General features: G+C 71.0%; 20 protein-coding genes and 1 riboswitch. Of the genes, 6 read left to right on the forward strand and 14 right to left on the reverse strand.

The features are described 5' to 3' along the window. The first annotated feature begins 79 nt into the window (after positions 1 to 79). Positions 80 to 300, forward strand: a riboswitch (cobalamin riboswitch). Positions 301 to 469: 169 nt separating this feature from the next. Next, positions 470 to 2383, forward strand: a complete 1914-nt coding sequence (locus ACFFGE_RS10340; protein WP_376836291.1) for a TonB-dependent receptor plug domain-containing protein — start codon at positions 470 to 472, stop codon at positions 2381 to 2383. Positions 2384 to 2423: 40 nt separating this feature from the next. Here ACFFGE_RS10340 and ACFFGE_RS10345 read toward each other — a convergent pair whose 3' ends face one another. The 8 genes from ACFFGE_RS10345 to ACFFGE_RS10380 form a co-directional block, all read right to left on the reverse strand. Beyond that, positions 2424 to 3644 (reverse strand): PepSY-associated TM helix domain-containing protein, encoded by a 1221-nt coding sequence (locus ACFFGE_RS10345; protein WP_376836292.1) that lies wholly within the window; start codon positions 3642 to 3644, stop codon positions 2424 to 2426. Next, on the reverse strand, positions 3638 to 5773 hold the full coding sequence (locus ACFFGE_RS10350) for a TonB-dependent siderophore receptor (RefSeq protein ID WP_376836293.1): 2136 nt from the start codon (positions 5771 to 5773) through the stop codon (positions 3638 to 3640). Before ACFFGE_RS10350 ends, ACFFGE_RS10345 begins: the two co-directional genes overlap by 7 nt. Positions 5774 to 5845: 72 nt before the next feature. After that, positions 5846 to 7123, reverse strand: coding sequence for a bifunctional folylpolyglutamate synthase/dihydrofolate synthase (locus tag ACFFGE_RS10355; RefSeq protein ID WP_376836294.1), 1278 nt, complete (start codon positions 7121 to 7123; stop codon positions 5846 to 5848). Positions 7124 to 7125: 2 nt separating this feature from the next. After that, entirely contained in the window at positions 7126 to 7473 is a 348-nt protein-coding gene (locus ACFFGE_RS10360) for an endonuclease domain-containing protein (RefSeq protein WP_376836295.1), read from the reverse strand. A 107-nt stretch (positions 7474 to 7580) separates the two neighbouring features. Continuing rightward, the gene (locus ACFFGE_RS10365) at positions 7581 to 8468 is read right to left on the reverse strand and encodes an acetyl-CoA carboxylase carboxyltransferase subunit beta (protein ID WP_376836296.1); all 888 of its coding nucleotides are present in this window, start codon (positions 8466 to 8468) and stop codon (positions 7581 to 7583) included. 11 nt (positions 8469 to 8479) lie between these two features. Next, positions 8480 to 9310 (reverse strand): tryptophan synthase subunit alpha, encoded by an 831-nt coding sequence (gene trpA, locus ACFFGE_RS10370; RefSeq protein WP_376836298.1) that lies wholly within the window; start codon positions 9308 to 9310, stop codon positions 8480 to 8482. Positions 9311 to 9470: 160 nt separating this feature from the next. Next, the gene (gene trpB, locus ACFFGE_RS10375) at positions 9471 to 10700 is read right to left on the reverse strand and encodes a tryptophan synthase subunit beta (protein WP_376836299.1); all 1230 of its coding nucleotides are present in this window, start codon (positions 10698 to 10700) and stop codon (positions 9471 to 9473) included. Further along, entirely contained in the window at positions 10697 to 11359 is a 663-nt protein-coding gene (locus ACFFGE_RS10380) for a phosphoribosylanthranilate isomerase (protein ID WP_376836301.1), read from the reverse strand. The genes trpB and ACFFGE_RS10380 overlap by 4 nt, the downstream gene beginning before the upstream one ends. A 169-nt stretch (positions 11360 to 11528) precedes the next feature. On the opposite strand from ACFFGE_RS10380, the gene ACFFGE_RS10385 reads away from it, so the two are divergent. Then, a complete protein-coding gene (locus ACFFGE_RS10385) occupies positions 11529 to 12053 on the forward strand; it encodes a 3D domain-containing protein (protein ID WP_376836302.1) in 525 nt (174 codons plus the stop codon). Between the two features lie 3 nt (positions 12054 to 12056). On the opposite strand, the gene ACFFGE_RS10390 is transcribed toward ACFFGE_RS10385, so the two are convergent. Beyond that, the gene (locus ACFFGE_RS10390; protein ID WP_376836303.1) at positions 12057 to 13271 is read right to left on the reverse strand and encodes a cation:proton antiporter; all 1215 of its coding nucleotides are present in this window, start codon (positions 13269 to 13271) and stop codon (positions 12057 to 12059) included. A gap of 337 nt (positions 13272 to 13608) precedes the next feature. Between ACFFGE_RS10390 and ligD the strand changes: the two genes are divergently transcribed. Continuing rightward, entirely contained in the window at positions 13609 to 16131 is a 2523-nt protein-coding gene (gene ligD / locus ACFFGE_RS10395) for a DNA ligase D (RefSeq protein ID WP_376836305.1), read from the forward strand. Positions 16132 to 16134: 3 nt separating this feature from the next. Here ligD and ACFFGE_RS10400 read toward each other — a convergent pair whose 3' ends face one another. From ACFFGE_RS10400 to ACFFGE_RS10410, 3 genes are read right to left on the reverse strand one after another with little or no spacing between them, the layout of a single operon-like run. Continuing rightward, positions 16135 to 17655, reverse strand: a complete 1521-nt coding sequence (locus tag ACFFGE_RS10400; protein WP_376836306.1) for a tryptophan halogenase family protein — start codon at positions 17653 to 17655, stop codon at positions 16135 to 16137. A gap of 9 nt (positions 17656 to 17664) precedes the next feature. Beyond that, complete coding sequence (locus ACFFGE_RS10405) at positions 17665 to 18738, reverse strand: DUF2332 domain-containing protein (protein ID WP_376836307.1); 1074 nt, start codon at positions 18736 to 18738, stop codon at positions 17665 to 17667. Next, the gene (locus tag ACFFGE_RS10410) at positions 18735 to 19442 is read right to left on the reverse strand and encodes an RlmE family RNA methyltransferase (protein ID WP_376836308.1); all 708 of its coding nucleotides are present in this window, start codon (positions 19440 to 19442) and stop codon (positions 18735 to 18737) included. The genes ACFFGE_RS10405 and ACFFGE_RS10410 overlap by 4 nt, the downstream gene beginning before the upstream one ends. A 69-nt stretch (positions 19443 to 19511) precedes the next feature. On the opposite strand from ACFFGE_RS10410, the gene ACFFGE_RS10415 reads away from it, so the two are divergent. Further along, positions 19512 to 19970 (forward strand): peptidylprolyl isomerase, encoded by a 459-nt coding sequence (locus ACFFGE_RS10415; protein WP_376836309.1) that lies wholly within the window; start codon positions 19512 to 19514, stop codon positions 19968 to 19970. On the opposite strand, the gene ACFFGE_RS10420 is transcribed toward ACFFGE_RS10415, so the two are convergent. Together ACFFGE_RS10420 and ACFFGE_RS10425 are read right to left on the reverse strand one after the other, a co-directional pair. Then, on the reverse strand, positions 19967 to 20461 hold the full coding sequence (locus ACFFGE_RS10420; protein WP_376836310.1) for a hypothetical protein: 495 nt from the start codon (positions 20459 to 20461) through the stop codon (positions 19967 to 19969). The two genes, ACFFGE_RS10415 and ACFFGE_RS10420, sit on opposite strands and share 4 nt — an antisense overlap. Beyond that, positions 20445 to 21377: a M20/M25/M40 family metallo-hydrolase gene (locus ACFFGE_RS10425; RefSeq protein ID WP_376836311.1), complete on the reverse strand. Its 933-nt coding sequence runs from the start codon at positions 21375 to 21377 to the stop codon at positions 20445 to 20447. The genes ACFFGE_RS10420 and ACFFGE_RS10425 overlap by 17 nt, the downstream gene beginning before the upstream one ends. A gap of 116 nt (positions 21378 to 21493) precedes the next feature. Here ACFFGE_RS10425 and ACFFGE_RS10430 point away from each other — a divergent pair, with 116 nt between their 5' ends. Next, a complete protein-coding gene (locus ACFFGE_RS10430; RefSeq protein WP_376836312.1) occupies positions 21494 to 22576 on the forward strand; it encodes a PA0069 family radical SAM protein in 1083 nt (360 codons plus the stop codon). A 186-nt stretch (positions 22577 to 22762) separates the two neighbouring features. After that, positions 22763 to 24388, forward strand: a complete 1626-nt coding sequence (locus ACFFGE_RS10435; protein ID WP_376836313.1) for a lytic transglycosylase domain-containing protein — start codon at positions 22763 to 22765, stop codon at positions 24386 to 24388. Positions 24389 to 24437: the final 49 nt, after the last annotated feature.

Below are 24437 nucleotides of genomic sequence, written 5' to 3' on the forward strand. Positions count from 1 at the left end.
CTCCTGCTGTGGCGGCATCTTCCCCAGCCGCGTCGGCGGGGGTCAAGCTCGACCTTCCCGCCGGCCCCGAAACATGGCACCTAGCCCTCGACGCGACGGTAACGGGAACGCGGTGCGGGCTTATCGCCCAAGGCCGAGGCTGTCCCTGCAACTGTAAGCGGCGAGCGCGACGGACGTGCGGGTCCCTCTCAACAGGGGTTCGCGGTCACTGGAACGGCCCGGCGACGGGCGGAACCGGGAAGGCTGTCCGGCGTGCGACGACCCGCGAGCCAGGAGACCGACCGGCGCGTGTCGCTCTTGCCCGGCTCAGGGGTTGGCCAGGCGCGAACGGACTTCGTCTGAGCGACGACCGCGGCCGGGGCCGCATCGGAACGCGTCGGCGGGCGAAGCGTCCGCACGCCCGCGCGCGCCGACCGCTTTCGCGCGGACGCTCCGGCTCTCCTTGCTCGACGCCCGGAGACCGTTCGTCATGAACGCCCATCGACTGACCCTCGCGCTGGCGACAGCGCTCACGCCCGCCTGCGCCTTCGCGCACGCCCCCTCCGACGACGCCCCCCAGGTGGCGGAGGTCGTCATCACCGGCAGCCGCGCGCCCGAAGGCGCCCTCCTGTCCACCCTGGCGTCCGCCGACGTCCTGACCGCCGAACAGCTGGAGCGGCGTCAGGTGCGCGACCTCGTCGACGCGCTGCGCGACCTTCCCGGCGTCGCCGTTTCGACCGCGCCCGGCCAGACCCAGGTCCGGCTGCGCGGGACCGAGGCCAACCACGTCCTGACCCTGATCGACGGCATCGAGGCGTCCGACGCCTTCACCGGCGAGTTCGAGTTCGGCTCGCTGCAGTCCGCGCCCGGCGCGCGGCTGGAGGTGCTGCGCGGGGCCCGGAGCGCGCTTTACGGCTCGGACGCCGTGGGCGGCGTCGTCCACCTGATCACCGCGTCCGGCCGTGAGGATCCGGGCGTGCAGGCCCGGCTCGAGGCGGGATCCTTCGGCACGGTCCAGGGCGCGGCGCGTCTGGGGGGCGCGGCTGGCGACGGCGATTACGCCCTGACGGTCTCGGCCCTCAGCACCGACGGCGCGCCGAACGCGCGCGGCGGTTCGCGGGACCTGGGGCGGGAGACCCTGACCGCCGCCTTCAAGGGCGGCTGGCGGCTGTCCGACGCCGTGGGCCTGCGGGCCGTCGTGCGCGGCGTCGACCGGTCGGGCGACTACAACGAAAGCGACAACGATCCGACGAGCCCCACCTTCGGCCTGATCGTCGACTCGCCGGGCGTGCGCTACGAGGAAGAGGCGGTCTATGGCCTCGCCGCCGCCGACCTGACCCTCCTGGACGGCCGCCTCACCTCGACCCTGTCGATCCAGGGCGCGGACATCGCGCGCGAGAACCTGGCGTTCGACACGCGCACCTACGGCTGGACCGGGGACCGGGTGAAGGCGTCGCTGGAGACGACCTATCGCTGGGGCGGCCCCGTCGCCCAGCGCCTCACCGGCGCGATCGACCTGGAAACCGAGGGCTTCCGCAGCCGCGATCCCTCCGGCTTCGCCTTCACCGGCCGACGCGAGGTCGAGACCCGGGGCGCCGTCGTTCAGTACGAGGCCTTCGCCGGCGGCTGGAGCCTGGGCGCCGCGGCGCGCCATGACGACAACGACCTTTTCGCCGACGCCACCACCTATCGGGTCCAGGGCGCGCTGGACGTTCTGCCCGGCACGCGCCTTCACGCCGCCGCCGGGTCCGGGGTGAAGAACCCCGGCTTCTACGAACTCTACGGCTTCTCCGACGGTCGCTACATCGGCAATCCCAACCTGAAGCCGGAACGCTCCGAGGGTTGGGAGGCCGGGGTCCGCCATGAGATCGGCGCCGCCTGGTCGGTCGAGGCCGTCTGGTTCGACGCGACGCTCGAGGATGAGATCTTCACCACCTACCCGGCGCCGGACTTCATCGCGACGCCCGCGAACCGGACGACCGAGTCGACCCAGTCCGGTCTCGAGCTGCGCTCCACGATCCGACCCTCCGCCGACTGGCGCGTCGACATCGCGGCGACCTGGCTGGACGCGGCGGAGGACGGCGTCGAGGAGGTCCGGCGGCCCGGGAACACCGCCAGCCTGGCGGTCGACTGGCGCGACCCGGCCGGACGCGGCGGCCTGAACCTCGTCGTCCGGCACGTCGGCGCCACGGATGACGTGGCCTTCACCGATCCCAGCTACGTCCCCGTCCGGGTTCGGCTTGGCTCCTACACCCTGGTGAACCTGGCGGGGGATCTCGCGCTCGGCGACCGCGCCAGCCTGTTCGGCCGGATCGAAAACCTGTTGGACGAGGACCGCGAGGAGGTCTTCAGCTTCGTCTCGCCCGGCCGCGCCGCCTATGTGGGCGTCAGCCTGAAGTACTGATCGGGCGCGGGCGCGGATCGACGAGGGTCCGCGCCCGCCCTCACCCCAGTCCGAAGCCGGCGGCCACCATGGGGGTCAGGGCGAGGCTCAACAGGATCAGCGCCGCCGACGGGTAAGCCGCCGGCCCGAGACTGCGCCACAGCCAGGGCGCCGTGCCGATCGCCGCCTCATCCTCCGCCCGCTTCATGCGCAGGGCGTAGATCATCACGCCCGTGACCGACAGGCCCGTCATCACCGCGCCGAAGACGAACCAGATCAGCCGTGTGAGCAGGCCTCCGAACGTGCCGAAATGCAGCGGGTCGGCCATCTCCGAGATGCGCTGATGCAGGTTCAGGTCCTCGCCGCGGGTGGTCAGCAGCACCGCGCCGTCGCGCGGATCGATCTGGACCGTGTTGGTCCGCTCCCGCACCAGCACGGCCCGCGCCTGCCCTTCCACGATCACGCCGCGCCCCTTCTCGCCCGGAAACCGCACGCCGGTGATCCTCAGCTCAGGATCGGCGGCCCGCGCGGTGGCGATGAGGGCGTCCAGCTCGGCGCCGACCGGCTGGGCGGGGCCGGTCACCACCTCGGGGCGCGGCTGCGGCGGCGCCTGCCCTCCGCCCCATTCCACCAGGTACCAGACGCTGGTGGCGATGATCAGGACCAGGAACCAGATCGACCACAGGCCGGCGAACCGATGCAGGTCGCCGGTGAAGCGCCGCGCCTCGCCCTTCCGCCCCGCGTGCCAGCGCGGCAGCCGGAAGAATCCACGCCAGAACTTCTTGTAGGCGATCAGGCCGGTGACCAGCGACGCCAGCAGCACCAGCGCCATCGAACAGACGATCGGCAGGCCCCACTTCACCGGCAGCATCAGGTGCCGGTGGGTGAAGCGCAGGAACCGGTGGGCGTTGAACCAGGTCGATACGCCCTGAACCTCGGCGGTCCAGGGGTTCACATAGGCGATGCGGCGGCTGTCGTCGGGCATCCTGAGCACCGCCGAGGCGGCGAACCACGGCTCCAGCGGCCGGTTGAGCGCCTCGATCTCCGCCTCCGGGGCCGCCGCCTGGACCGCCGCCGCCCAGGCGCCCCAGCTCGCCTGCGCCTCGTCGCGCGGCATGACCCGGATCGCCGGATCGGCCAGCCAGTCGATCTCGTGCGCCACCGTCGCCAGCGTCCCCGTCAGCAGCACGAAGGTCATGAACAGGGCGAGCTTCAGCCCCAGCCAGTGGTGCACCCACCACCAGACCGAGCGCCGCCCCTTCTGCCCCTTCGGCTTCACCACCGGGCGCGCAGCTCCACGAAGGCCGAGCGCGGCTCGCCGGGGAAGTGGCCCGTCCGCTCGATGAAGCCGGACGCGGCGTAGGTCTCGTCGAACAGGTTGTCGATCCGGACCAGCGCCTCGAACCGCTCGCCGAACCGCTTGATCAGGCTGGCGTCGAAGATGGTGTAGGGCTTCACCCTCTGGCCATCCAGGCTCAGCCGCTCGCCGACGTACTCCGCCCCGATCGCGGCCGAGAAGCCGATGGAGTCGAAGTCATAGCGCGTCCACAGCCCCGCCTGATGCTCAGGCGCATTGGCGAAACGGTCGCCGACCGCGTTGCTCAGGCTCTGGCCCGGCACGGTCCCGGTGATCCGGGCGTCGTTGTAGGCGTAGTTCGCCGTCACCACCCAGTTCGCGGTCAGGTCGAACGCGGTCTCGACCTCAAAGCCCGTCGACGTCACCTCGCCGATCGGCGCCAGGTCGTCGACGCCGTCGCCACCGGCGTCCAGCCCGGTGTTCTGCAACAGGTTCCGGCGCTTGATGTCATACAGGGCGGCGCCGAACTGCAGCCGTCCGTTCATCAGCTCGCCCTTGGCCCCCAGTTCGACCTGCTCGCCGGTCACCGGATCGAACGGCCCGCCGGCCAGCGGATCCTGCGAGCCGATGCCCTGGGGCTCGAAGCCCTCCGACCAGCTGGCGTAGAGCGACAGCCCCTCGACCGGGCGATAGATCACCCCGCCGCGCAGGGTGGTCGCCTCGGTCTCGAAGCTGGCTCCCGACCGCCGGTTCCGGTCGTCGAACCGGTCGTATCGCACCCCGCCGACGACGCTCAGCCGCTCGGTCAGACGCACCGCGTCCTGAAGATAGACGCCCCACCTCACCGCCTCGGAGTCCCCCAACGACGGCGCGATGGCCGACAGGTTGTAATCGTCCGCGGAAGTCTGTCCGTATACCGGGCTGACCAGGCTCAGGCCCGGCACCACGCCGCCCGCCTGACGCGCCGTGCGGGCGATGCGCGATGACGACAGCGCCTCCTCCCGGCTCCAGTCGCCGCCCGCCAGCAGCCGGTGCTCCAGGCCGAACAGGCGCGTCTCGTGGACCAGGTTCGCGGCGAAGGCCAGGCTCTCGCCCTCCCGCGCCTGGTCGCGGAACTCCCGGTCGCTGAAGTCCACCACGCCGTCGCCGTCGGTGTCCCGAAGGCCGCGCGGCTCGTGATACTGCTGCACCTCGGTCGCCTGGCCCCAGCGCACGCCCGCGTCCAGCCGCGTCGCTGGCCCGAAGTCCCAGAACAGCCGCCCCTGCACCACGTCGGCCTCGAGGTCGAGATAGTCGGTCGGCTCGTTGTGGTTCCAGTCGATGGGCGCGAGGAAGTTCCCGTCGTCGTCCGCGGGCACGCCGCGCAGCCGGTTCCCGTCCAGCTTCTGCTCATAGTGCGTGGCCTGCAGCACCAGCCGCAGGTCCTCGCTGACCTCGTACCCCACGCTGCCGTCCAGGATGGCGATCTCGGAATCGGTGTTGACCCGGATCGGGCCGCGATACTCGTAGAAGGCGCCCGCGCGCCCCGTCAGCCGCCCGTCGGCCGTCAGCGGCCCGGTGACCTCGACCGAGCCGCCGCGCCGCTCGTTGTCGCCCAGCACCGCCGTGGCCTCGGCCTCGAACACGTCGGACGGCGTCTTGGTGACGTAGTTGATCAGGCCGCCGGGCGAACCGGGTCCGTACAGCATCCCAGCCGGCCCCTTCAGCACCTCGACCCGCTCGATGTTGAACAGCTGCGGCACGGAGAAGCCGATGAAGGGATTGCCCCGCAGGCCGTCGTAGAAGACCTCGTCCTGGCGAAAGCCCCGGAAGGTCACGCCGGAGTAGCTGAAGGTCGTGACCCCGGCGATGTTGCGATACAGGTCGGTGACGTCCCGCGCGCCCTGGTCGGCCGCCAGTTCCTCGTTGATGACAGTGGTCGCCTGGGGGATGTCGAGCACGCTCTCGCCGCCCCGCGCCACCGAGGTTTCGGGCGTGCGGTACAGACGCTGGGCCCGACCGGTGACCACCACTTCGGAGACCTCCGTCACCGCCGTCTGGTCGACGTCCTGGGCATGGGCGACAGGAGCGATCAGGGCGGCCGCCGAGGCGAACAGAAGGGTGCGGGGCGACATGCGAACTCCAGCCAAGCGTTGCGATTGAGTTGCAGCCGCTTAGATGAATTGCGAACGCTTATCAATGCCGATTCAGGTCGGCCAGGTCCGTTCGTCCTCGCCCAGCACCTCGCCCGCCAGATAAAGCGAGCCGCAGATCACGATCCGCCCGGCGCCGAACCGGATCGCCAGCGCCAGAGCCTCGTCCACCGACGCCGTCGGCTGCGCGCCGAGCCCCCGTCCCTGCGCCACCGCGGCCAGCGCCGCCGGATCCGCCGCCGCCCCCTCGAACGGCACGGTGAAGACGTGGGCCCCCGAGCCCGCCAGCGCGTCGAAGAAGCCGCCGGCGTCCTTGTTGGCCAGCATGCCGATGATCAGCGCCGTCGGCCGGGGTGCCCGCGCCTGCCGCTCCGCCAGGGTCTGGGCCAGCGCGCGCCCCGCGTGCGGATTATGCCCCCCGTCCAGCCACAGCTCCGCGTCCGCCGCCTTCGCCGTCTCGGCGTGACGGCCCACGGTCAGCCGCTGCATGCGCGCGGGCCAGCGGACGCTCCGCAGACCCTCGGCGATCGCCGCTTCCGACAGCCCCAGCTCCAGCGCGGCCACCGCCGCGACGCCCGCGTTGTCGATCTGGTGCGGGCCCGCCAGCGCGGGCGCCGGCAGGTCCAGCAACCGCTCGCCCGCCTGCACCACCAGCCCGCCCCGCTCTGACCAGGCGTCGGCGTCGCGGCCCAGCACCGTCAGCGGACAGCCCGCCAGATTTGCCCGCGCCTCGATCACGTTCAGCGCCCGCTCGTCCTGTCGCGCGATCACCGCCGGCGCTCCGGCCTTCAGCACGCCCGCCTTCTCGCCCGCGATGGTCGCGAGGTCGGTCCCCAGGAACTCGGCGTGGTCCAGATCGACCGGCGTGATGACGCTCAGCAGCGGCCGGGCGATGACGTTGGTCGCGTCCAGCCGCCCGCCCAGGCCGACCTCGACGATGGCCAGATCGGCCGGGGTCTCCGCCATCGCCAGAAACGCAGCCGCCGTCGTGCTCTCGAACACCGTCGCCTCGCCGGGCGCGGCCTCGATGCGGTCCAGGACCGCGTTCAGCGCCTCATCCGAGATCAGCGCCCCCGCCAGCCGGATGCGCTCGTTGAACCGCACCAGATGCGGCGAGGTGTAGACATGCGCCCGCAAGCCCGCCGCCTCGGCCATCGCCCTCAGGAAGGCGATGGTCGAGCCCTTGCCGTTGGTCCCGGCCACATGCACCACCGGCGGCAGCCGCTCCTGCGGATCCCCCAGCGCCGCGCACAGCGCCCGCATCCGCTCCAGCGACAGGTCGATCCGCTGCGGATGCCGCGCGCGCAGGCGGACGGAGATGGGATCAGACATATTCATCCTCCCCCATTCATGGGGGAGGGGGACCCCGAAGGGGTGGAGGGGGCGACCGCACGCACAATCGCTTCGATGACACCGGCCCGGGTCTCCTCATTCAGGATGTCCCGCGCCGGTACCCGCATGACCCGTACGCCCTGCTCTGCCAGCCAGCGCGTGCGATCCTGGTCTCGGCGAGCCTGATCCGGATGGCCATGCACATCGCCATCCACCTCGACGGCGAGGCGCGCTTCGGCGCAGAAGAAGTCGATTACGAACAGACCTTGGGCGTGCTGGCGACGGAACTTGTGGCCGCCCGCTCGGCCTCCGCGCAGGCAGCGCCAGAGCAGCACCTCCGGCAGCGTCATGGCGCGACGCAGCTCTCTAGCGCGCTTCGCGGTCAATATGGAAGCTCGCACTCGCCCCCTCCACCGCTTCGCGGTCCCCCTCCCCCGCGCGCGGGGGAGGATAACGACTACGCCGCTCGCCGACCGCCCGTCAGCACCGACAGCACCCGCGCCAGGGTCTCCGGCAGGTCCGCACGGGCCACCACGCGGTCGACCATGCCCTTTTCCTGCAGGTACTCGGCGCGCTGGAAGCCGGGGGGCAGCTTCTCGCGGATGGTGGTCTCGATCACGCGCGGGCCGGCGAAACCGATCAGGGCGCCCGGCTCGGCCAGATGCACATCGCCCAGCATCGCATAGGACGCCGTCACCCCGCCCGTGGTCGGGTCGGTCAGCACCACCACATAGGGCAGCCTGGCCCGCTTCAGCTCGTCGATGGCCAGGGTGGTGCGGGCCATCTGCATCAGGCTGAGCGCGCCTTCCTGCATCCGCGCGCCGCCGGCGGCGGTGAAGCACACCAGCGGCAGCCGGCGCGCCTGGGCGACCTCGGCGGCGCGGATGAAGGCCTCGCCCGCCGCCATGCCCAGCGACCCGCCCATGAAGCTGAAGTCCTGGACGATCACCACGGCGCCCTCGCCGCCGATCTCGCCGACGCCGATGGCCATGGTGTCCTTGCGCCCCGCGGCCTTACGCGCCTGGGCCAGGCGCTCGCGATAGGGCTTGCCGTCGGAGAACTTCAGCGGGTCCTCGGGCACGTCCGGCGTGTCTATCGGCTCGTATTCGCCGTCGTCGAAGGTGTAGCGCAGGCGCGTCGGCGCATCGATCCGCATGTGCCGACCGGACGGCGTCACCCACAGGGCCGCCTCCAGATCCGAGCGATAGATCATGTCGCCGGTGTCGGGGTCCTTGACCCACAGATTGTCCGGCGTGTCGCGCCGGCTGACGATCTTGCGCACGCCCGGCGCGAACCGGCTCAGCCAGCCGCCGCGCTTGGGTTCCGGAGGGGATTTATCGGCCATGGCGCGCGCCTTTAGACGGTTTCGCCGACGCGCGCACCCTTCACCGCGTCGGAAAGCGCCTTCACCTTCGCCAGCACGCGCGGCGCGGCCGGCTCTGCGGCGTCCAGCGCCGCGGCCACCTCGTCGACCAGCACCGAGCCGGCGACCACCGCGTCGGCCACGCGCGCGATCTCGGCCGCCCGCTCGGGCGTCTTGACCCCGAACCCCACCGCCACCGGCAGGCCCGAGGCGCGGCGCACCCGCTCGACCGCCGGCGCCACGGACAGGGCCTGCGCCTCCTTCACGCCGGTCACCCCGGCAACGGACACATAGTAGACGAAGCCCGAGGTGCGCTCGGCGACGACCTTCAGCCGGGCGTCGTCCGAGGTCGGGGTGGCCAGCCGGATCAGCGACACCTGATGGGCGTCCAGCGCGTCGGTCAGCGGCCCGGCCTCCTCCGGCGGGCAATCGACCACGATCACCCCGTCCACGCCCGCCGCCGCCGCATCGCGGGCGAAGGCCTCATAGCCATGGCTCTCGATCGGGTTGAGGTAGCCCATGAGGATGAGGGGGGTGTCCGCCTCGCCCTCCCGGAAGGCGCGCGCCAGCTCCAGCGTCCCCTTCAGCGTCAGCCCGGCCTTCAGCCCCCGCAGCGCCGCGCGCTGGATCGGCGGCCCCTCGGCCATCGGATCAGAGAAGGGAAAGCCCAGCTCGATGATGTCGGCCCCGGCCGCCGGAAGACGCTTCAGAATTTCCAGCGCCTCGTCGCGCGAGGGATCGCCGGCCATGACATAGGCCACGAACCCGGCCCGGCCCTCGGCCTTCAGCGCGGCGAAACGGGCGTCGATGCGTGAAGTGGTCATGCCTTGGCTCCTCCCCCGGGTAGCGCAGCGAAACGGGGGAGGGGGACCATGCGCAGCATGGTGGAGGGGGCGCGTTCAAGCGCGGGCGCTCCCGGTCGCCCCCTCCACCGCTTCGCGGTCCCCCTCCCCCGCCTTGCGGGGGAGGAGATGAACACCGCCCTCACAGCTCCACCCCCAGATGCTCGGCCACCGCGAAGATGTCCTTGTCGCCCCGACCGCACAGGTTCAGCACCACGTCGCCGCCCTCGCCGACCTCGCGCGCGATCTCGCCGACGCGGGCCAGCGCATGGCTGGGCTCCAGCGCCGGGATGATGCCCTCCAGCTTCGAGCACAGCTGGAACGCCTCCAGCGCCTCCTTGTCGGTCGCGGCGCGATACTCGGCGCGGCCGATGTCCTTCAGCCAGGCGTGCTCCGGACCGATGCCGGGATAGTCGAGCCCGGCGGAGATCGAGTGGCCCTCGAGGATCTGGCCGTCCTCGTCCTGAAGCAGATAGGTCCGGTTGCCGTGCAGCACGCCCGGGCGGCCCCCCTGCAGCGAGGCGGCGTGATCCGGCCCGTCGAGCCCGTGACCCGCCGCCTCGACCCCGATCAGCCGCACGCCCTCGTCGCCGATGAAGGGATGGAACAGGCCGATGGCGTTCGACCCGCCGCCGATGGCCGCCACGCAGGCGTCCGGCAGCTTGCCGCGCCGCGCCAGCATCTGAGCGCGGGCCTCGCGCCCGATCACGCTCTGGAAGTCGCGCACCATGGCCGGATAGGGGTGCGGGCCCGCCGCCGTCCCGATCAGGTAGTAGGTGTCCTCGACATTGGTCACCCAGTCCCGCATCGCCTCGTTCATGGCGTCCTTGAGCGTCGCCCGCCCGGACGTCACCGGCACCACCTCGGCGCCCAGCAGCTTCATGCGGAAGACATTGGGCTTCTGCCGCTCCACGTCCGTGGCGCCCATATAGACCACGCACGGCAGGCCGAAGCGGGCGCAGACGGTGGCCGTCGCCACCCCGTGCTGGCCGGCCCCGGTCTCGGCGATGATGCGCGTCTTGCCCATGCGCATGGCCAGCAGGATCTGGCCCATGCAGTTGTTCACCTTGTGCGCGCCGGTGTGGTTCAGCTCGTCGCGCTTGAACCAGATGTTGGCCGCCCCCCCTGAAACCTCGGCGAAGTGCTCGGTCAGGCGCTCGGCCAGATACAGGGGGCTGGGCCGGCCGACGTAGTGCTCCAGGTACTGGTCCAGCTCAGCCTGGAAGCTCGGATCGGCCTTGGCGGCCTCGTAGGCGGCGTTCAGCTCATGCACCAGCGGCATCAGCGTCTCGGCCACGAAGCGGCCGCCGTAGGGGCCGAACCGCCCCTCGTCGTCGGGCCAGCTGTAGGTGTTTGGAAGGATGGCGTTCACTTGGTTCGTCCCTGCCGCGGGGAGGCGGCGTCGACCGCCGCCATGAAGGCCGCGATCAGGGCCGGGTCCTTAACACCCGGCTCGCTTTCCACGCCAGAGGACACATCCACCAGGGGGGCGCCGGTGAGACGAATGGCCTCGCCCACATTGTCCGGCGTCAGGCCGCCCGCCAGGAACCACGGCCGGTCGAACGTCCGGCCCTGAAGCATCGTCCAGTCGAACCGCGCGCCCACGCCGCCGGGCAGGGCCGACCCCTCCGGAGGCCGGGCGTCGAACATCAGGTGACCGACCGCAGGCGCATAGGCCGCCGCCGCGTCCAGATCGGCCGGGGTCGAGACCGGCAGCGCCTTGATGATTCCCGCCCCCGACAGACGACGCACCTCCGCGACCCGCTCCGGCGTCTCATGGCCGTGCAGCTGGATCAGGTCCGGCTTCAGGATCAGGGCGATTTCGGTGACCAGCGCATCGTCCGGATCGACCAGCAGGGACACGACCTTGGCCCGCCCCCTCGCCCGCTCATACAGCGTCGCCGCGTGCAGCGGCTCGATATGGCGCGGGCTCCTGGGAAACGTCACCGCCCCGACGAAGGCCGCGCCGGCGCCGAGCGCCGCGTCCAGCGCCTCGGGCGTCTTCAGGCCGCAGATCTTGGCGAGGGTCATGGGCGTGTTCAGGCCGGAAGGCGCGTCGAGGTCAACCCTTCGCCATCGCCCGCATCGGAAAGACGTTGAGCGTCAGGCGCTTATCAGGCCGCCCATTTTTCGCCCCAAGCCCGCATATCTTCCCCGTCGCCGTCGGCTGTCGGGGACGGTGCCACAGTGAGTCGAGATCGTGCTGAACGCCGCCGCCGCGCTGGCCCTTCTGTGGTCGCTCGCCGTGTCCGATCCCGCCGCCAACGCGGCCGAGACGACGGCGGTTCCCTACACCGAGGTGCTGGCGGCCGAGGCGGCCGCGATCGAGGCCTCCGCCGCCGCGGCGGACGCCTTCATGAACGAGGAGCCCGACTGGCGTTTGTCGGCGCGCCTTTATCACGCGGGCGGCGGCGGGGCGACGGGCGCCGACTCGCTGGGCTGTCGTCCGATCGCCATGCGCACGGTCGCCATCGACCCGCGCGTCGTGCCCCGCCGCACCCGCCTGTTCATCCGCGAGACGGTGGGCATGCAACTGCCCGACGGCCGTGTGCACGACGGCTTCTGGTACGCGTCGGACACCGGGGGCGCGATCAAGGGCTCCAAGATCGATCTCTACACCGGCCACGGACGGGGCTCGATGCGCCCCGCCATGCCGCTGAACATGAACACCCTGACCGTCGTCGAGGCCGGCCGCTTCGACGGCTGCCCGCCCGACTGGGAATAGGCCTCAGCCGCTCTTGGCGGCCAGCCCGGCCATCTTCCTGAGCCGGGGCGACACCATCGGAATCGTCAGCATGGTGGAGCCGACCGCCATGAGCAGCAGGGCGGTGAAGGCCGCGTTGGTGATCACGCCCTTGTCCAGCAGGATGTTGGCGAAGATGATCATGATCAGCGCCTTGGTCTGAAGCAGCCAGCCGATGATCGCCGCCTCGCCCTTGGCCCACTTCAGGATGCGGCCGGCGATGTGCACGCCCACCAGCTTGCCGCTGACCGAGGCGAACAGCAGCAGAGCCGCCGCCCCGAACACCGCCACGCCGCCCACGTCCCAGTTGGTCCGCAGCCCGGTCGACAGGAAGAAGACCGGCATCACCGCCATCAGGATGGTGTCCCTGAACTGATCCATGCGCGCCTGGTCGAACCAGCGGGCGTCCATGACCGCGCCCGCCAGGAACGCGCCGACCATGTAGTGCAGCCCCGCCCAGTCGGCGGCGAGCCCGGCCAGCGCCAGCCAGATCAAGGACACGAACCAGCGGTCGCGCTCGACCAGCCGCGGCATCAGCTTGCGCATGGCGAAGGCGGCGACGGCGAAGGCGACCAGGAAGGCCCCCTGCCGCCCCACCCGCTCCCAGTCGAGCAGGATCACCGCCAGCACGCCCCAGATGGCGATGTCATCCAGCGAGGCGTAGCGCAGGACCCGCTGGCCCATCGGCCGGCGCAGGATTTCGAGCTTCTCCATGAACAGCACCAGGATGGGCAGGGCGGTGACCGCGCAGGCCATGCCGATGCCCAGGACCACCTGCCAGGTGCGCCCCTCCGGCCCCGCCCAACCGCCGCCGGTGGCCAGCATGACGGCCGCCGCCGCCGCGCCGAACAGCAGCGGCGTGGCCAGCGCCAGCCCGGCGGTGACGCCGGTCTCGCCCCGTCGGCGCCAGACCTCCTCAAGGTCCAGCTCCACCCCCGCGATCCAGACGAACATCATCACGGCCCACCAGGCGACGCCGTTCAGGGCCTGGACCACCTCCGGCCGGAAGACGAAGGCGTAGTAGCCCGGGAAGGCCGCGCCCAGCACGCCCGGGCCCAGGATGATGCCGCCGACGATCTGCACCACCACCAGCGGCGCCCAGTAGTCGGTCTTGAACACCCGCCACACCAGATAGGGTGCGGCGAAGATGATCAGCATGGCGATCAGGAACAGCTCGGTGATCGTGACCGTGTGGCCCAAGGCCGCCTCCCACTCTGGTCCAGAACTCTAGCAAACCACGATTCATCCACTGAACACCGCTCTCCCATCGCAAAAGGGGCGAACCGCTCGGCCCCAAGGATAGGAAGGTGCGGCCGCCTTGGCCTTCCCCGTCGCGGAAGCAGCTAGAATGCGAAGCCCTGCCGGGCTTTCGAACGGGGCGTTTTGAGACGGTCGAGCGTCGCGCTCGAAACGGTCGACCCAGAAAAACCCTGATATTTCCGCCAACTAGACTTTTGAGACGGTTGAGACTCGGTTTCGCGTCTCGAAACCCCGCAGGGCGGCGGAACCGCGCTCGTCCCCCCGCGCTTCACACGCCATGGCGACGCCCAAGGCCAAGCTCGCGACCTATCGCACGAAGCGGGACTTCGCGAAGACGACCGAGCCCCGCGGCGACAGATCCACGCCCGCCTCGGAGCGCCTCCGCTTCATCGTCCAGAAGCACGACGCCACCCGCCTCCACTGGGATTTCCGGCTCGAGCACGAGGGCGTCATGCTGTCCTGGGCGGTCACGCGCGGTCCGTCCTGCGACCCGTCCCAGAAGCGGCTGGCGGTCCAGACCGAGGACCACCCTCTGGACTATGGCGATTTCGAAGGGACGATCCCCAAGGGTCAGTACGGCGGTGGAACCGTCATGCTGTGGGACCGGGGCTTCTGGACGCCGGAGGGCGACCGCTCCGTCGATGATCAGCTCAAGCGCGGCGAGCTGAAGTTCACCCTCGACGGCGAGCGGATGAAGGGCTCGTGGGTGCTGGTCGAGATCAAGAACGACCGCACCGGCGGCAAACGGAAGAACTGGCTCCTGATCAAGCACCGGGATGAACATGCCGGCGACACCCCTGAACGCCTCGTTGAGGAGAACATGACCTCCATCGCCTCGGGGCGCGGCATGGACGAGATCGCGGCCGGCCAGGGCGCGAAGCCGACGAAGTTCATGACGCTGAAGACCGTGCGGCGGCCCAAGGCGGCAGGGAGAGACGCGCCCGCCGCCACCACCGGAGACACTACGGCCCTGCCGAAGTTCGTTCCGCCCCAGCTGGCCAAGCTGGTCGACGCCCCGCCGACCGGCCCCGGCTGGCTGCACGAGATCAAGTTCGACGGCTATCGCCTGCAGCTTCGAACCGAGAAGGGCCGCTGCCGCGTGCTGACCCGCAGCGGTCTGGACTGGACCGACCGCTTCCCGGAGATCGCCGAGGCCGCCGCCGCCCTGCCCGACGGCCTGATCGACGGCGAGGCCACCGCGCTGGACGCCGACGAGCAGCCGGACTTCGCCGGACTTCAGGCCGCCTTGTCGAGCGGCGAGACCGAGCATCTGGTCTTCTACGCCTTCGACCTATTGCACGCGGGCGGGCGCGACCTGACGAAGGTCCCCCTGGTCGAGCGCAAGGTCGCCCTGAAGGCGCATCTGAAGGGCGCCGATCACCGGCTGATCTACGTCGAGCACTTCGAGAGCTCCGGCGCCGCGGTGCTGAAATCGGCCTGTCGGCTGGACCTGGAGGGCATCGTCTCCAAGCGGGCGGACGCCGCCTATCGTTCGGGCCGCTCCGATCTCTGGGTCAAGGCCAAGTGCCGGGGCGGACAGGAGGTGATCGTCGCCGGCTACGCCACCACCGACGGCGCCTTCCGCTCGCTGATCGCGGGCGTGATGCGGGGGGGCGAGCTGGTCCACGTCGGCCGGATCGGCACCGGCTATTCGCGCGCGGTCGCCGAGGAGCTGATGCGGCGCCTGAAGCCGCTGGAGACCAGGACTTCGCCCTTCGGCAAGACCGGGCCGAAGGCCGCGTCCAACGTCCAATGGGTCAAGCCCGAGCTGGTCGCCGAGATCGAGTTCACGGGCTGGACCGGCGACGGCCACCTGCGCCACGCCAGCTTCAAGGGTCTGCGCGAGGACAAGCCGCCGAACGACGTGGTGCGCGAAGCCCCTGCCCCCGCGGCGGCCAAGTCGTCCAAACCGGCGAAGCCGAAGGTCGCCGACGTGCCGCTCTCAAACCCCGACAAGGTGCTGTGGGCCGACGTCGGGTTCACCAAGCGCGATCTCGCCGACTATCTGCTGGCGGCGGCGCCCTACATCCTGCCGCACATCCAGGGCCGCCCCTGCTCGCTGGTGCGAACGCCCGACGGGATCAATGGCGAGCAGCGCTTCTTCCAACGCCATGCGGGGGCGGGAACGTCGCTCCTGTTCACCCAGGTCAAGGTGAAGGGCGACAAGCAGGCCTATCTCCAGATCGACAGCCCCGAGGCGCTCATCGCGGCGGCCCAGTCCGGCGCGACCGAGCTTCACCCCTGGAACTGCGCGCCGAACGAGCCCGAGGTTCCCGGCCGCTTCGTCTTCGACCTGGATCCTGACGAGGGCATGGACTTCGCCCGCGTGGTCGAGGCCGCGAAGGATCTGAAGGACCGGCTGGAGGCCGTCGGCCTGGCGCCCTTTCTGAAGACCACCGGCGGCAAGGGCCTGCATGTCGTGACGCCGGTGGACGCTCAGGGCATCGACTGGAAGACCGCCAAGGCCTTCACCCGCGACCTCTGCGCCTGGATGGCCGCCGACAGCCCCGACCGCTACACCCTGAACCTCAAGAAGGCGGCGCGCGGGAACAAGATCTTCCTGGACTATCTGCGGAACGACCGCACCGCGACAGCCGTGGCGCTGGGCTCGCCGAGGGCCCGACCCGGCGCCACCGTCTCGGCCCCCATCAAATGGAGCCAGGCGACGGCGAAGCTCGATCCGAAACGCTACACCCTCGCGACCGCCCTGAAGGCGCTGAAAGCCGATCCCTGGGCCGGCTACGAGGACGCGACGCGCCCGCTGAAGCCCGCGATCAAGGCGTTGAGCAAGCTCGCCTGAGGGTCAGGCCGCCGCCGACGAACAGGTTCGGGCGATGAAGTCCGCGTGCCCCGGCAGACGGTCGCGGGTCTGGGCCACCAGTCGGCGCACGTCGCCCAGCCAGGCGCTCAGCTTGGCGTCCTCGATCCGTCCGGCCAGCGGGCTGCAGCCCTCCGCCTCGATCCCCTGGCCCACCAGCACTTGCAACCAGCTGTTCGGCTTGAACAGGTCGCGCTCATCGACCGGCAGCCGCCCGCCGGTGCGCCAAAGGTCGATCCGGGCCTTCAGGGTCTCGGTTCGGGGCAGCGCGTCCTTGCAGTGCCGCCAGAACGGCGTGTCGTCCCGCGTCGTCGCCGTGTAGTGCAGCACCAGGAAGTCGCGGATCGCCACATACTCGGCGTCCGCCTCGGCGTTGAACCGGTCGCGCGGGGCGTCGGCGAAGCCCTTGTCCGGGAAGTACTGGATCAGCTTGTCCAGGCACGACTGCACCAGATGGATGCTCGTCGATTCCAGCGGCTCCATGAAGCCCGACGCCAGGCCGAGGGACACGACATTCTTGTTCCAGATGCGCCGGCGCTTGCCGGTCAGGAAGCGCAGCGGGCGCGGGTCGGCCAGCGCCTCGCCGTCCAGCCTGGACAGCAGCACCGCCGTCGCCTCGTCCTCGGAGATGAAGCGGCTGCAGAAGACGTAGCCGTTGCCCGTCCGGTGCTGCAGCGGGATGCGCCAGCGCCAGCCCGCCGCGTCGGCCGAGGCCTGGGTGTAGGGCGTCAGCGGCTCTACGGACGCGCAGGGTACGGCGACCGCCCGATCGGCGGGCAGATACTCGCTCCAGTCCTCGTAGCCGGTCTTGAGCGCGCCCTCGATCAGCAGGCCCCGGAAGCCGGAGCAGTCGACGAACAGCTCGCCCTCCACCACCTCGCCGCGCTCCAGCCGGATCGAGACGACGCGCCCGTCCGGCTCGCCCGGCGTCACGTCGACGACCTTGCCCTCGACCCGCCTGACTCCCAGCCGCTCGGCGTAGGCGCGCAGGAACCTGGCGTACAGGTGTGCGTCGAAGTGGAAGGCGTAGGGCATCTCCCCCAGCGGCCCGAACCCGCTCTGGGGCGTGCGCGCGAACCGGCCGGCGAAGGCGGCTTCGGCGTTCAGCGAATAGTCCCACAGGTCCGGCCGGCCCCGCTCGCCTCGCGCCAGCCGGTCCCGCAGCCAGTAGTGGTGGAACGGCAGGCCGCCCAGCGGCACGCCCGGCTCGCCGAACGCATGGATGTAGCGGTCGCCGATCGCGCCCCAGTCGTTGAAGACGATGCCCAGCTTGAAGCTGCCGTTCGTCGCCTTCACGAACGCGTCCTCGTCGATGCCGAGCAGCCGGTTGTACAGCTGGATCTGCGGGATCGTCGCCTCGCCGACGCCGACCGTGCCGATCTCCTCGGACTCCACCAGGGTGATGCGGATCAGCTCGCCGAACACCCGCGCGAGGCCCGCGGCCGCCATCCACCCGGCGGTGCCCCCGCCGACGATGACGACATCCCGGATGGCGCTCGGATTCATGGCCACAGCCTAGCTTACATCCGGGGCGCCGAACCAGTCATAGGCGGCGCCGTGCGGGTGGCCGACCGCGAGCCGATCGTCGCGGTCGCCGGGCCATGACCTCAGCCGCAGCGTCGGCGTGCGCCGATCGGTCGTCCCCTCCTGTTCGAAGCTGAGCCATGCGATGGGCCCGTCGCCAGTCGCCCGCGAACCAGCGTCCTCGATCCGCCGCGCGATCCGCGCCCGCGCGCTTGGCGGGAAGTACTGGAACGCGATGGTGTGCAGGACGACGCGGCACACCCCGGGCTCCGGCCCGACGTCCAGCTCCGCCTCCAGCCAGTCGGCCGCGTCTCCCTTCGTGATCGGCGCGGGCTCCGCAGCCGCCAGCTTCAGCGCGGCCTCCAGCCGGGCCAGCCGCTCGCGCTGGTCGGCCCAGACGTAGGCCGCCAGCCGGGTCCGGGTTTCCGGATCGGCGACGTCCAGCGGGTTACGATCCACCCCAGCGCGCCCGACGATCCGCACCTCGCCCTCGGGCGGCGGCGACCCGGTCCAGTCCGGTGTGAGCAGCACCGGCGAGCCCGCCAGCCCCGCCGGGCGCCCGCCCAGATCATAGGCGTAGCGATCCAGCACCGTGTTCAGCCCCGCGCTGGCGCCCAGCTCGAACAGCCGGAACGGCTTGCCGTATCGCGCCGCCAGCACGAGCAACCCCGCCATCAGCCCGGCCGAGCGCCCGACTTCGTTGGTCTGCGGCGGGTGATCGAGCCAGGGGTTCAGCCGCACGGCGTCGGCGACGAGCGCGCCCGCGACGATGTCCCAAACCTGCTCGTCCTCGGGCGGCGCGGTCCCAGGCGGATAGATCGCCGTCAATCCGGGCGACGCGCCCGAGCGCGCCAGGGCGTGCAGCCCGCCCATCAATCTCAGCGGCAGGGCGTCGCCCTCATGGCTGGGGTTGCCGGGCCAGCGGGCGAGCCGCTTCGCCAGAGCGCCCGCCGGCCACGGCCGTTCCCCCATCAAGCGGCACAGCCGCCCCGTGAACGGCGCGCCCGCATCGGCGCAGATCGAGGCCTGCCTCAGAAACGCGGTGCGGACCTCGGCCTCGCTCACCGCTTGCCCGTTGCGACCAGGAACACCTCGGCGGAATCCTTGCGGCTGGCGCCCGGCTTGATGATCTGCACCCGGTCGAAGGCGGCGCGCAGCCGGCCCATGACCTCGCCCAGATCGCCGCCCTGGAAGCTCTTGGTCACGAAGGTCCCGCCGGGCCTCAGCGTGCGAATGGCGAAGTCCGCCGCGATCTCGATCAGCACGATGATCTTCAGGTGGTCGGTCTTGCGGTGCCCCACGGTGTTGTGCGCCATGTCCGACAACACCAGATCCGGCGGCCCGCCGAGCAGGTCGATCAACTGTTGATCCACCCCCGGCGCGGTGAAGTCCGCCTCGATCAGGGTCGCGCCCGGCACCGCCTCGACCGGCAGCAGGTCGACGCCGACCACGGCGGCGGCGCCCCGCTTCATCGCGACCTGGGTCCAGCCGCCGGGCGCCGCGCCCAGATCGATCACCCTAGAGCCCCGCCTGATCAGGCCCAGCCGGTCGTCGATCTCCATCAGCTTGAAGGCCGCCCGGCTGCGCCAGCCCTCGGCGCGGGCGCGGTCGGAATAGGGGTCCGCCAGCTGGCGCTTGATCCACTGCTGGCTGGACATGGACTTCTTGTCCGCCGTCCTGATCTTCTGGCCCAGCCCGCGCCCGGCGGCGGTCCCGCCCGAGGGCGGTCGGACCATGCGTCGGCGTTCGGGGGGCGCTTCGTCGCTCATGGAAACTTCCATAGCTCCGCCGGGGTTTCGCCGCTATGACCCGCGCGACTTCAATGCCGAGGAGCTGACATGGCCGAGACCCTGACCTTCACCGTCGACACCGGCGCGGGAACCGGCGACGTGGTGATCAAGCTGCGCCCCGATCTGGCGCCCAACCACGTCGCGCGCATCACAGAGCTGGCCAACGAGGGCTTCTACGACGGCGTGGTCTTCCACCGCGTGATCGCCGGCTTCATGGCCCAGGGCGGCGACCCGACGGGCGCCGGTTCGGGCGGCTCCAAGAAGCCGAACCTGAAGCAGGAGTTCTCGTCCGAGCCCCACGTGCGCGGCGTCTGCTCCATGGCCCGCACCTCGGACCCGAACAGCGCCAACAGCCAGTTCTTCATCTGCTTCGACGACGCGACCTTCCTGGATCGCCAATACACCGTCTGGGGCCAGGTGATCGAAGGCATGGAGCACATCGACGCCCTGCCCAAGGGCGAGCCGCCCCGCAGCCCGGGCAAGATCGTCAAGGCGACCGTGGCCTAACCGCCGCCTTGCAGCCGTAGGCTCACAGGCGCGGTCCGGCCGCCGACCGTCAGGGTCCCGGTCACGACCGCGCCTTCATCGCCCAGGTTCCGGCGCGCCCGATCCAGCGCATCCCGGTCGATGCGCGCGTTCAGCCGGACGCCGCCCTCGCCCTCGAAGCGCACCTCGTCGTCGGTGACGCGATAGCTGACGGGCTCGATCCGGCGTCCGTCCAGCATCAGCATGACCGGCGCATAGCCCGGCATCCGCTCGCCCCGCTCCCACGCCGCGAAATCGTCCGGCCGCCCGATATAGAGGCCGTTCAGAGCGCGCCCCTGGACCGTCACCGGCTCGACCGGCGCATACTCGCCGGACGCATCCGCCGAGATGCGGCTGCTGTATCCGCCGCCCGCAACGCCGCCGCCCTGCCCCTGGCCGGGCAGCCGATCGCAGGCGGCGAGCGCCAGCGCCGCCAGCCCCAGCGCCGCCATCGTCCTAACGGCTGAGCGCACGGTCCAGCGCCCGGAACGCGTTGATCGACAGGGTCGTGGCGTTGGTGAAGGTCTCCGGCGTCACCCGCTCGAAGTCGTCCGACGGCCGGTGATAGTCCGGGTGGTAGTCGACCCCGAAGTACAGGAACGGCAGGCCGACGGCGTGGAAGGCCGCGTGGTCCGAGGCCTCGACCCAGTTGTCGGCGCCCGTGTCCTGCGGGGTGTCCTTGCCGAAACTCAGCGACACGTTCCCGACGGCGGCGATCGGCTCCAGGATCGGGCGCAGGTTCGGATGCTGATGGGTGCCCGTGACCCACAGCTTCCCGTCATCGGCCCGGGCGGTCATGTCGTAGTTGACGTTCAGCGCGATGGAATCCAGCGGAACCGGGGGCACCTCGACGAAGTGCCGGGCCCCAAGCAATCCCCGCTCCTCGCCGTCCACGAAGGCGAAGATGACGCCGTGCTCCGGCGGGCGGGCCTTCAGCTCCGCCGCCAGCGCCAGCGCCGTCGCCACGCCCGAGGCGTTGTCGTCCGCGCCGTTGTAGATCTGCCCCGCGTTCACGCCGACATGATCGTAGTGCGCCGTCACCACGATCCAGCGATTGCCCGCGCGCGTTCCGGGAATCGCCGCGAGGATGTTGGTTCCGCTGAAATCACGGGGCCCCTGCGGATGGCGCCCCCGCGCGGTGAAGGGCTGGAGCCGACCGACCGGCGGGGCGGCCACGCCCATCGCCTCCAGTCGCTGGACGATGTAGGCGCGCGCCCGCTCCCCGCCCGGCGCCCCGGTGTCGCGCCCCTCCATGTCGTCGGCCGACAGGATGCGCAGGTCCGCGATCAACTGGCTCTCGGCCGCGGGCGCGGGGGCCGGCGGCTCCGCCGGCGTGGCGCAGGCCGCGAGCAGGGCCGAGGCGGCGAGACCGATCAGAAGGGTGCGCATGAAGGCGTCTCCGTGTTCGACCGAAGACCTAGCAGGGCGGAGGGGCGGCCGTCAGATGAAAGTCGCGTAAGGAAGTTTGTTCTTGCTTTGTTCTCGCGCCCCTGTAGGGTTCGCACATGGTCGCCCTTGCGATGAAAGGACGTGGCGCGCGGTCGAACCGCACGGGTCGGTTCGAGGCCGACCTGCGCGAGGATTTCGACGACGGCTGGACGCCGGAGGACCCGCCCGCCCAGCAGATCCGCACGACGCTGAGCCCCGAGCGCGCCCGCACGATCATCTCGCGGAACACAAGCCCCGACGTGGGCTTCGACCGGTCCATCAACCCCTACAAGGGCTGCGAACATGGCTGCATCTACTGCTACGCCCGTCCGTCCCATGCCTACCTGGGCCTATCCCCGGGCCTGGATTTCGAGAGCCGGATCTTCTTCAAGCCCGACGCCGCGCGCCTGCTGGAACGCGAGCTCGCGAACCCGCGCTACGTCTGCAAACGCATCCATGTCGGGGGCGACACCGACCCCTATCAGCCGGCCGAGCGTGAACTGAAGTCGACCCGCGCGATCCTTCAGGTGATGTCGCGGTTCAACCAGCCGTTCAGCATCATCACCAAGTCGCACCTCATCACGCGCGACGCCGACATTCTCGGACCGATGGGTCAGCGGCGGCTGGCCAGCGCCTTCATCTCCATCACCACCCTGGACCGGTCGCTCGCCCGCGCGATGGAGCCGCGCTGCTCGACCCCGCAGAAGCGGCTCGACGCCATCAGCCGCCTGACCGAGGCCGGCGTGCCGGTGGGCGTCGGCTTCGCGCCGGTCATCCCCGGCCTGAACGACCACGAGCTGGAGGCGGTGCTCGAGGCGGCGAAGAACGCGGGGGCCGTCACCGCGATGTACGTCACCCTGCGCCTGCCCCTGGAGATCAAGGATCTGTTCCGCGAATGGCTGGAACAGGCGCGGCCGGATCGCGCCGCCCGGGTCATGTCCCTGGTGCGCCAGACGCGCGGCGGCAAGGACTACGACGCCGACTGGTCCCAGCGCATGAAGGGCACGGGCCCTGTGGCCGACCTGATCGCCGCGCGGTTCAAGGCGGCGGTGAAGCGCTATGGTCTGGACGGCCCCCGCCACGACCTGGACGTGGGTCAGTTCCGCGTCCCGCCCGAGGCGCGACCTCAGCTGGACCTGTTCGACCTGCCCGCCGCCTGATCGCGGCCGGGGCTTGATCCAAAGGCCGAGGCGACTCAAAAACGCCCCATTGGGCGGAGACGTTTGATCCCTGGGCAGGGGGCTGGCGTCCTTCTTGCCTGACGACCGAACGCAGGCGGGCGGATGGCCGATACGGGACGGCCCAGCCCGCGTCACGGGGGCCGCCAAGGGATGATGACGATAGGGATGACACGCGCCCTGCTCGCGGGGATCGTCGGGGCGTTCGTGTTCGCCGCCGCCGCCGCCAAGGCGCAGACGATGCCCGTGCGCCTGCTCAGCCCCGAGGACCGCCTCACCTACACCACCGCCTTCGACGCGCTCAGCCGCGGCGACCTGGAGCTGGCGCGCCGCGCGGCCCAGGCCGTTCAGGACCGGGTCCTCTTGGGCCGCCTCGAGTTCGAGCGCCTGTTCCACCCCGACCACAGCGCGACCTACGAAGAGCTCTCGGCCTGGCTCGAGACCTACGCCGACCTGCCGGAGGCGCCCCGCGCCTACAGCCTGGCCCTGCGCCGCAAGCCCGACGGCGCCCCCGACCCGACGCCCCCGTCCCGCGGGCGCACCTGGACCGCAATGATGTCCGGCGGCGGTCGCAACATGGAGCACGACCCGGCCCGCGCCGCCCGCGTCGCCCTGAACAACGAGCGCTTCGACGAGGCCGTGGAGGTCGGGGCCCAGATCGGCGACTGGTGGACCGTGGCGCTCGCCAACTACCGCCTGGGCCGGTTCATCCCGTCGTATGACGCCTTCCGCCGGGTGGCGGAGGACCCCACCGAGGACCCGTGGATCCGGGCCGGCGCCGCCGTCTGGGCCGCCAAGGCCGCCGAGGGCGCGGCGCGGCTCGAGGAAATCAATCCGATGCTGCGGCTGGCGGCCCAGTGGCCCGCCACCTTCTACGGCCAGATCGCCCTGCATCGGCTGGGCGAGACTCCGACGATCGAGAACCTGGGCCCCCGACCCTATCAGCCCCAGGGCGAGCTGCGCCGGGCCGCCTATCGCCCGACCGAAGCCCAGGCGGAGGATATCGAGACCCTGTCCCGCTTCGTCCGCGACGAGCCCGTGGCCCGCCGCGCCGTCGCTCTCTTGGAGGTCGGTCGCCGCTCCGAGGCCCAGACCGAGGTTCGCCGGGGGCTGCGCACCGCCATCGACGACGGCGCCCGCGCCCTGTGGACCCGCCTGGCCGAGGTCATGGGCGCCCGCCCGCGCGACGCGGACGCCCGCACGATCGACGCCACCCTGTACCCGATGCCGGTGCTCGAACCCGAGGGCGGCTTCGTCGTCGAGCGGGCGCTCGTCTACGCCCTGGCCCGCAAGGAGACCGGCTTCGACCCGTCGGCCCGGTCCTCCGTCGGCGCCTACGGGATCATGCAGGTCATGCCGTACACGGCGTCCGAACTGACCGGCGACGCGGGCTTCCGCGCACAGCCGGACCGTCTGCTGGTCCCGGCCACGAACCTGCGCATCGGCCAGATGTACCTGCAGCGGATGCTGGGGCACGAGGCGCTGCAGGGCGATCTGCTGAGGGTGGTCGCCTCATACAACGCGGGGCCCGGGCCCATGATCGACGCGCTCCGCAAACTGGGCCCGGATCCCGATCCCCTGCTTCTGATCGAGACCATCGACGTGCCCCAGGCGCGCGACTATGTCGAAAAGGTCGTCTCCGCCTACTGGATCTACCAGCGAATGATGGGCGGCCCGCTGAACACGCTTGACGCCGCCGCAACGGGCGCGCCGCGCGTGCCGCTGCAGCTGGACTTCGTTCCGCCCCCGCCGGTTCAGATGGCCGACGCTCCGACGGCGACCGGCGCGCCGTGAGCGCCGAATCAACTCCGTCTTAACCGTGAGGATTCACCGTCCGCGCTCA

It is taken from the genome of Brevundimonas balnearis (assembly GCF_042434805.1).
In the GTDB taxonomy this organism is placed as follows: Bacteria; Pseudomonadota; Alphaproteobacteria; order Caulobacterales; family Caulobacteraceae; genus Brevundimonas; species Brevundimonas balnearis.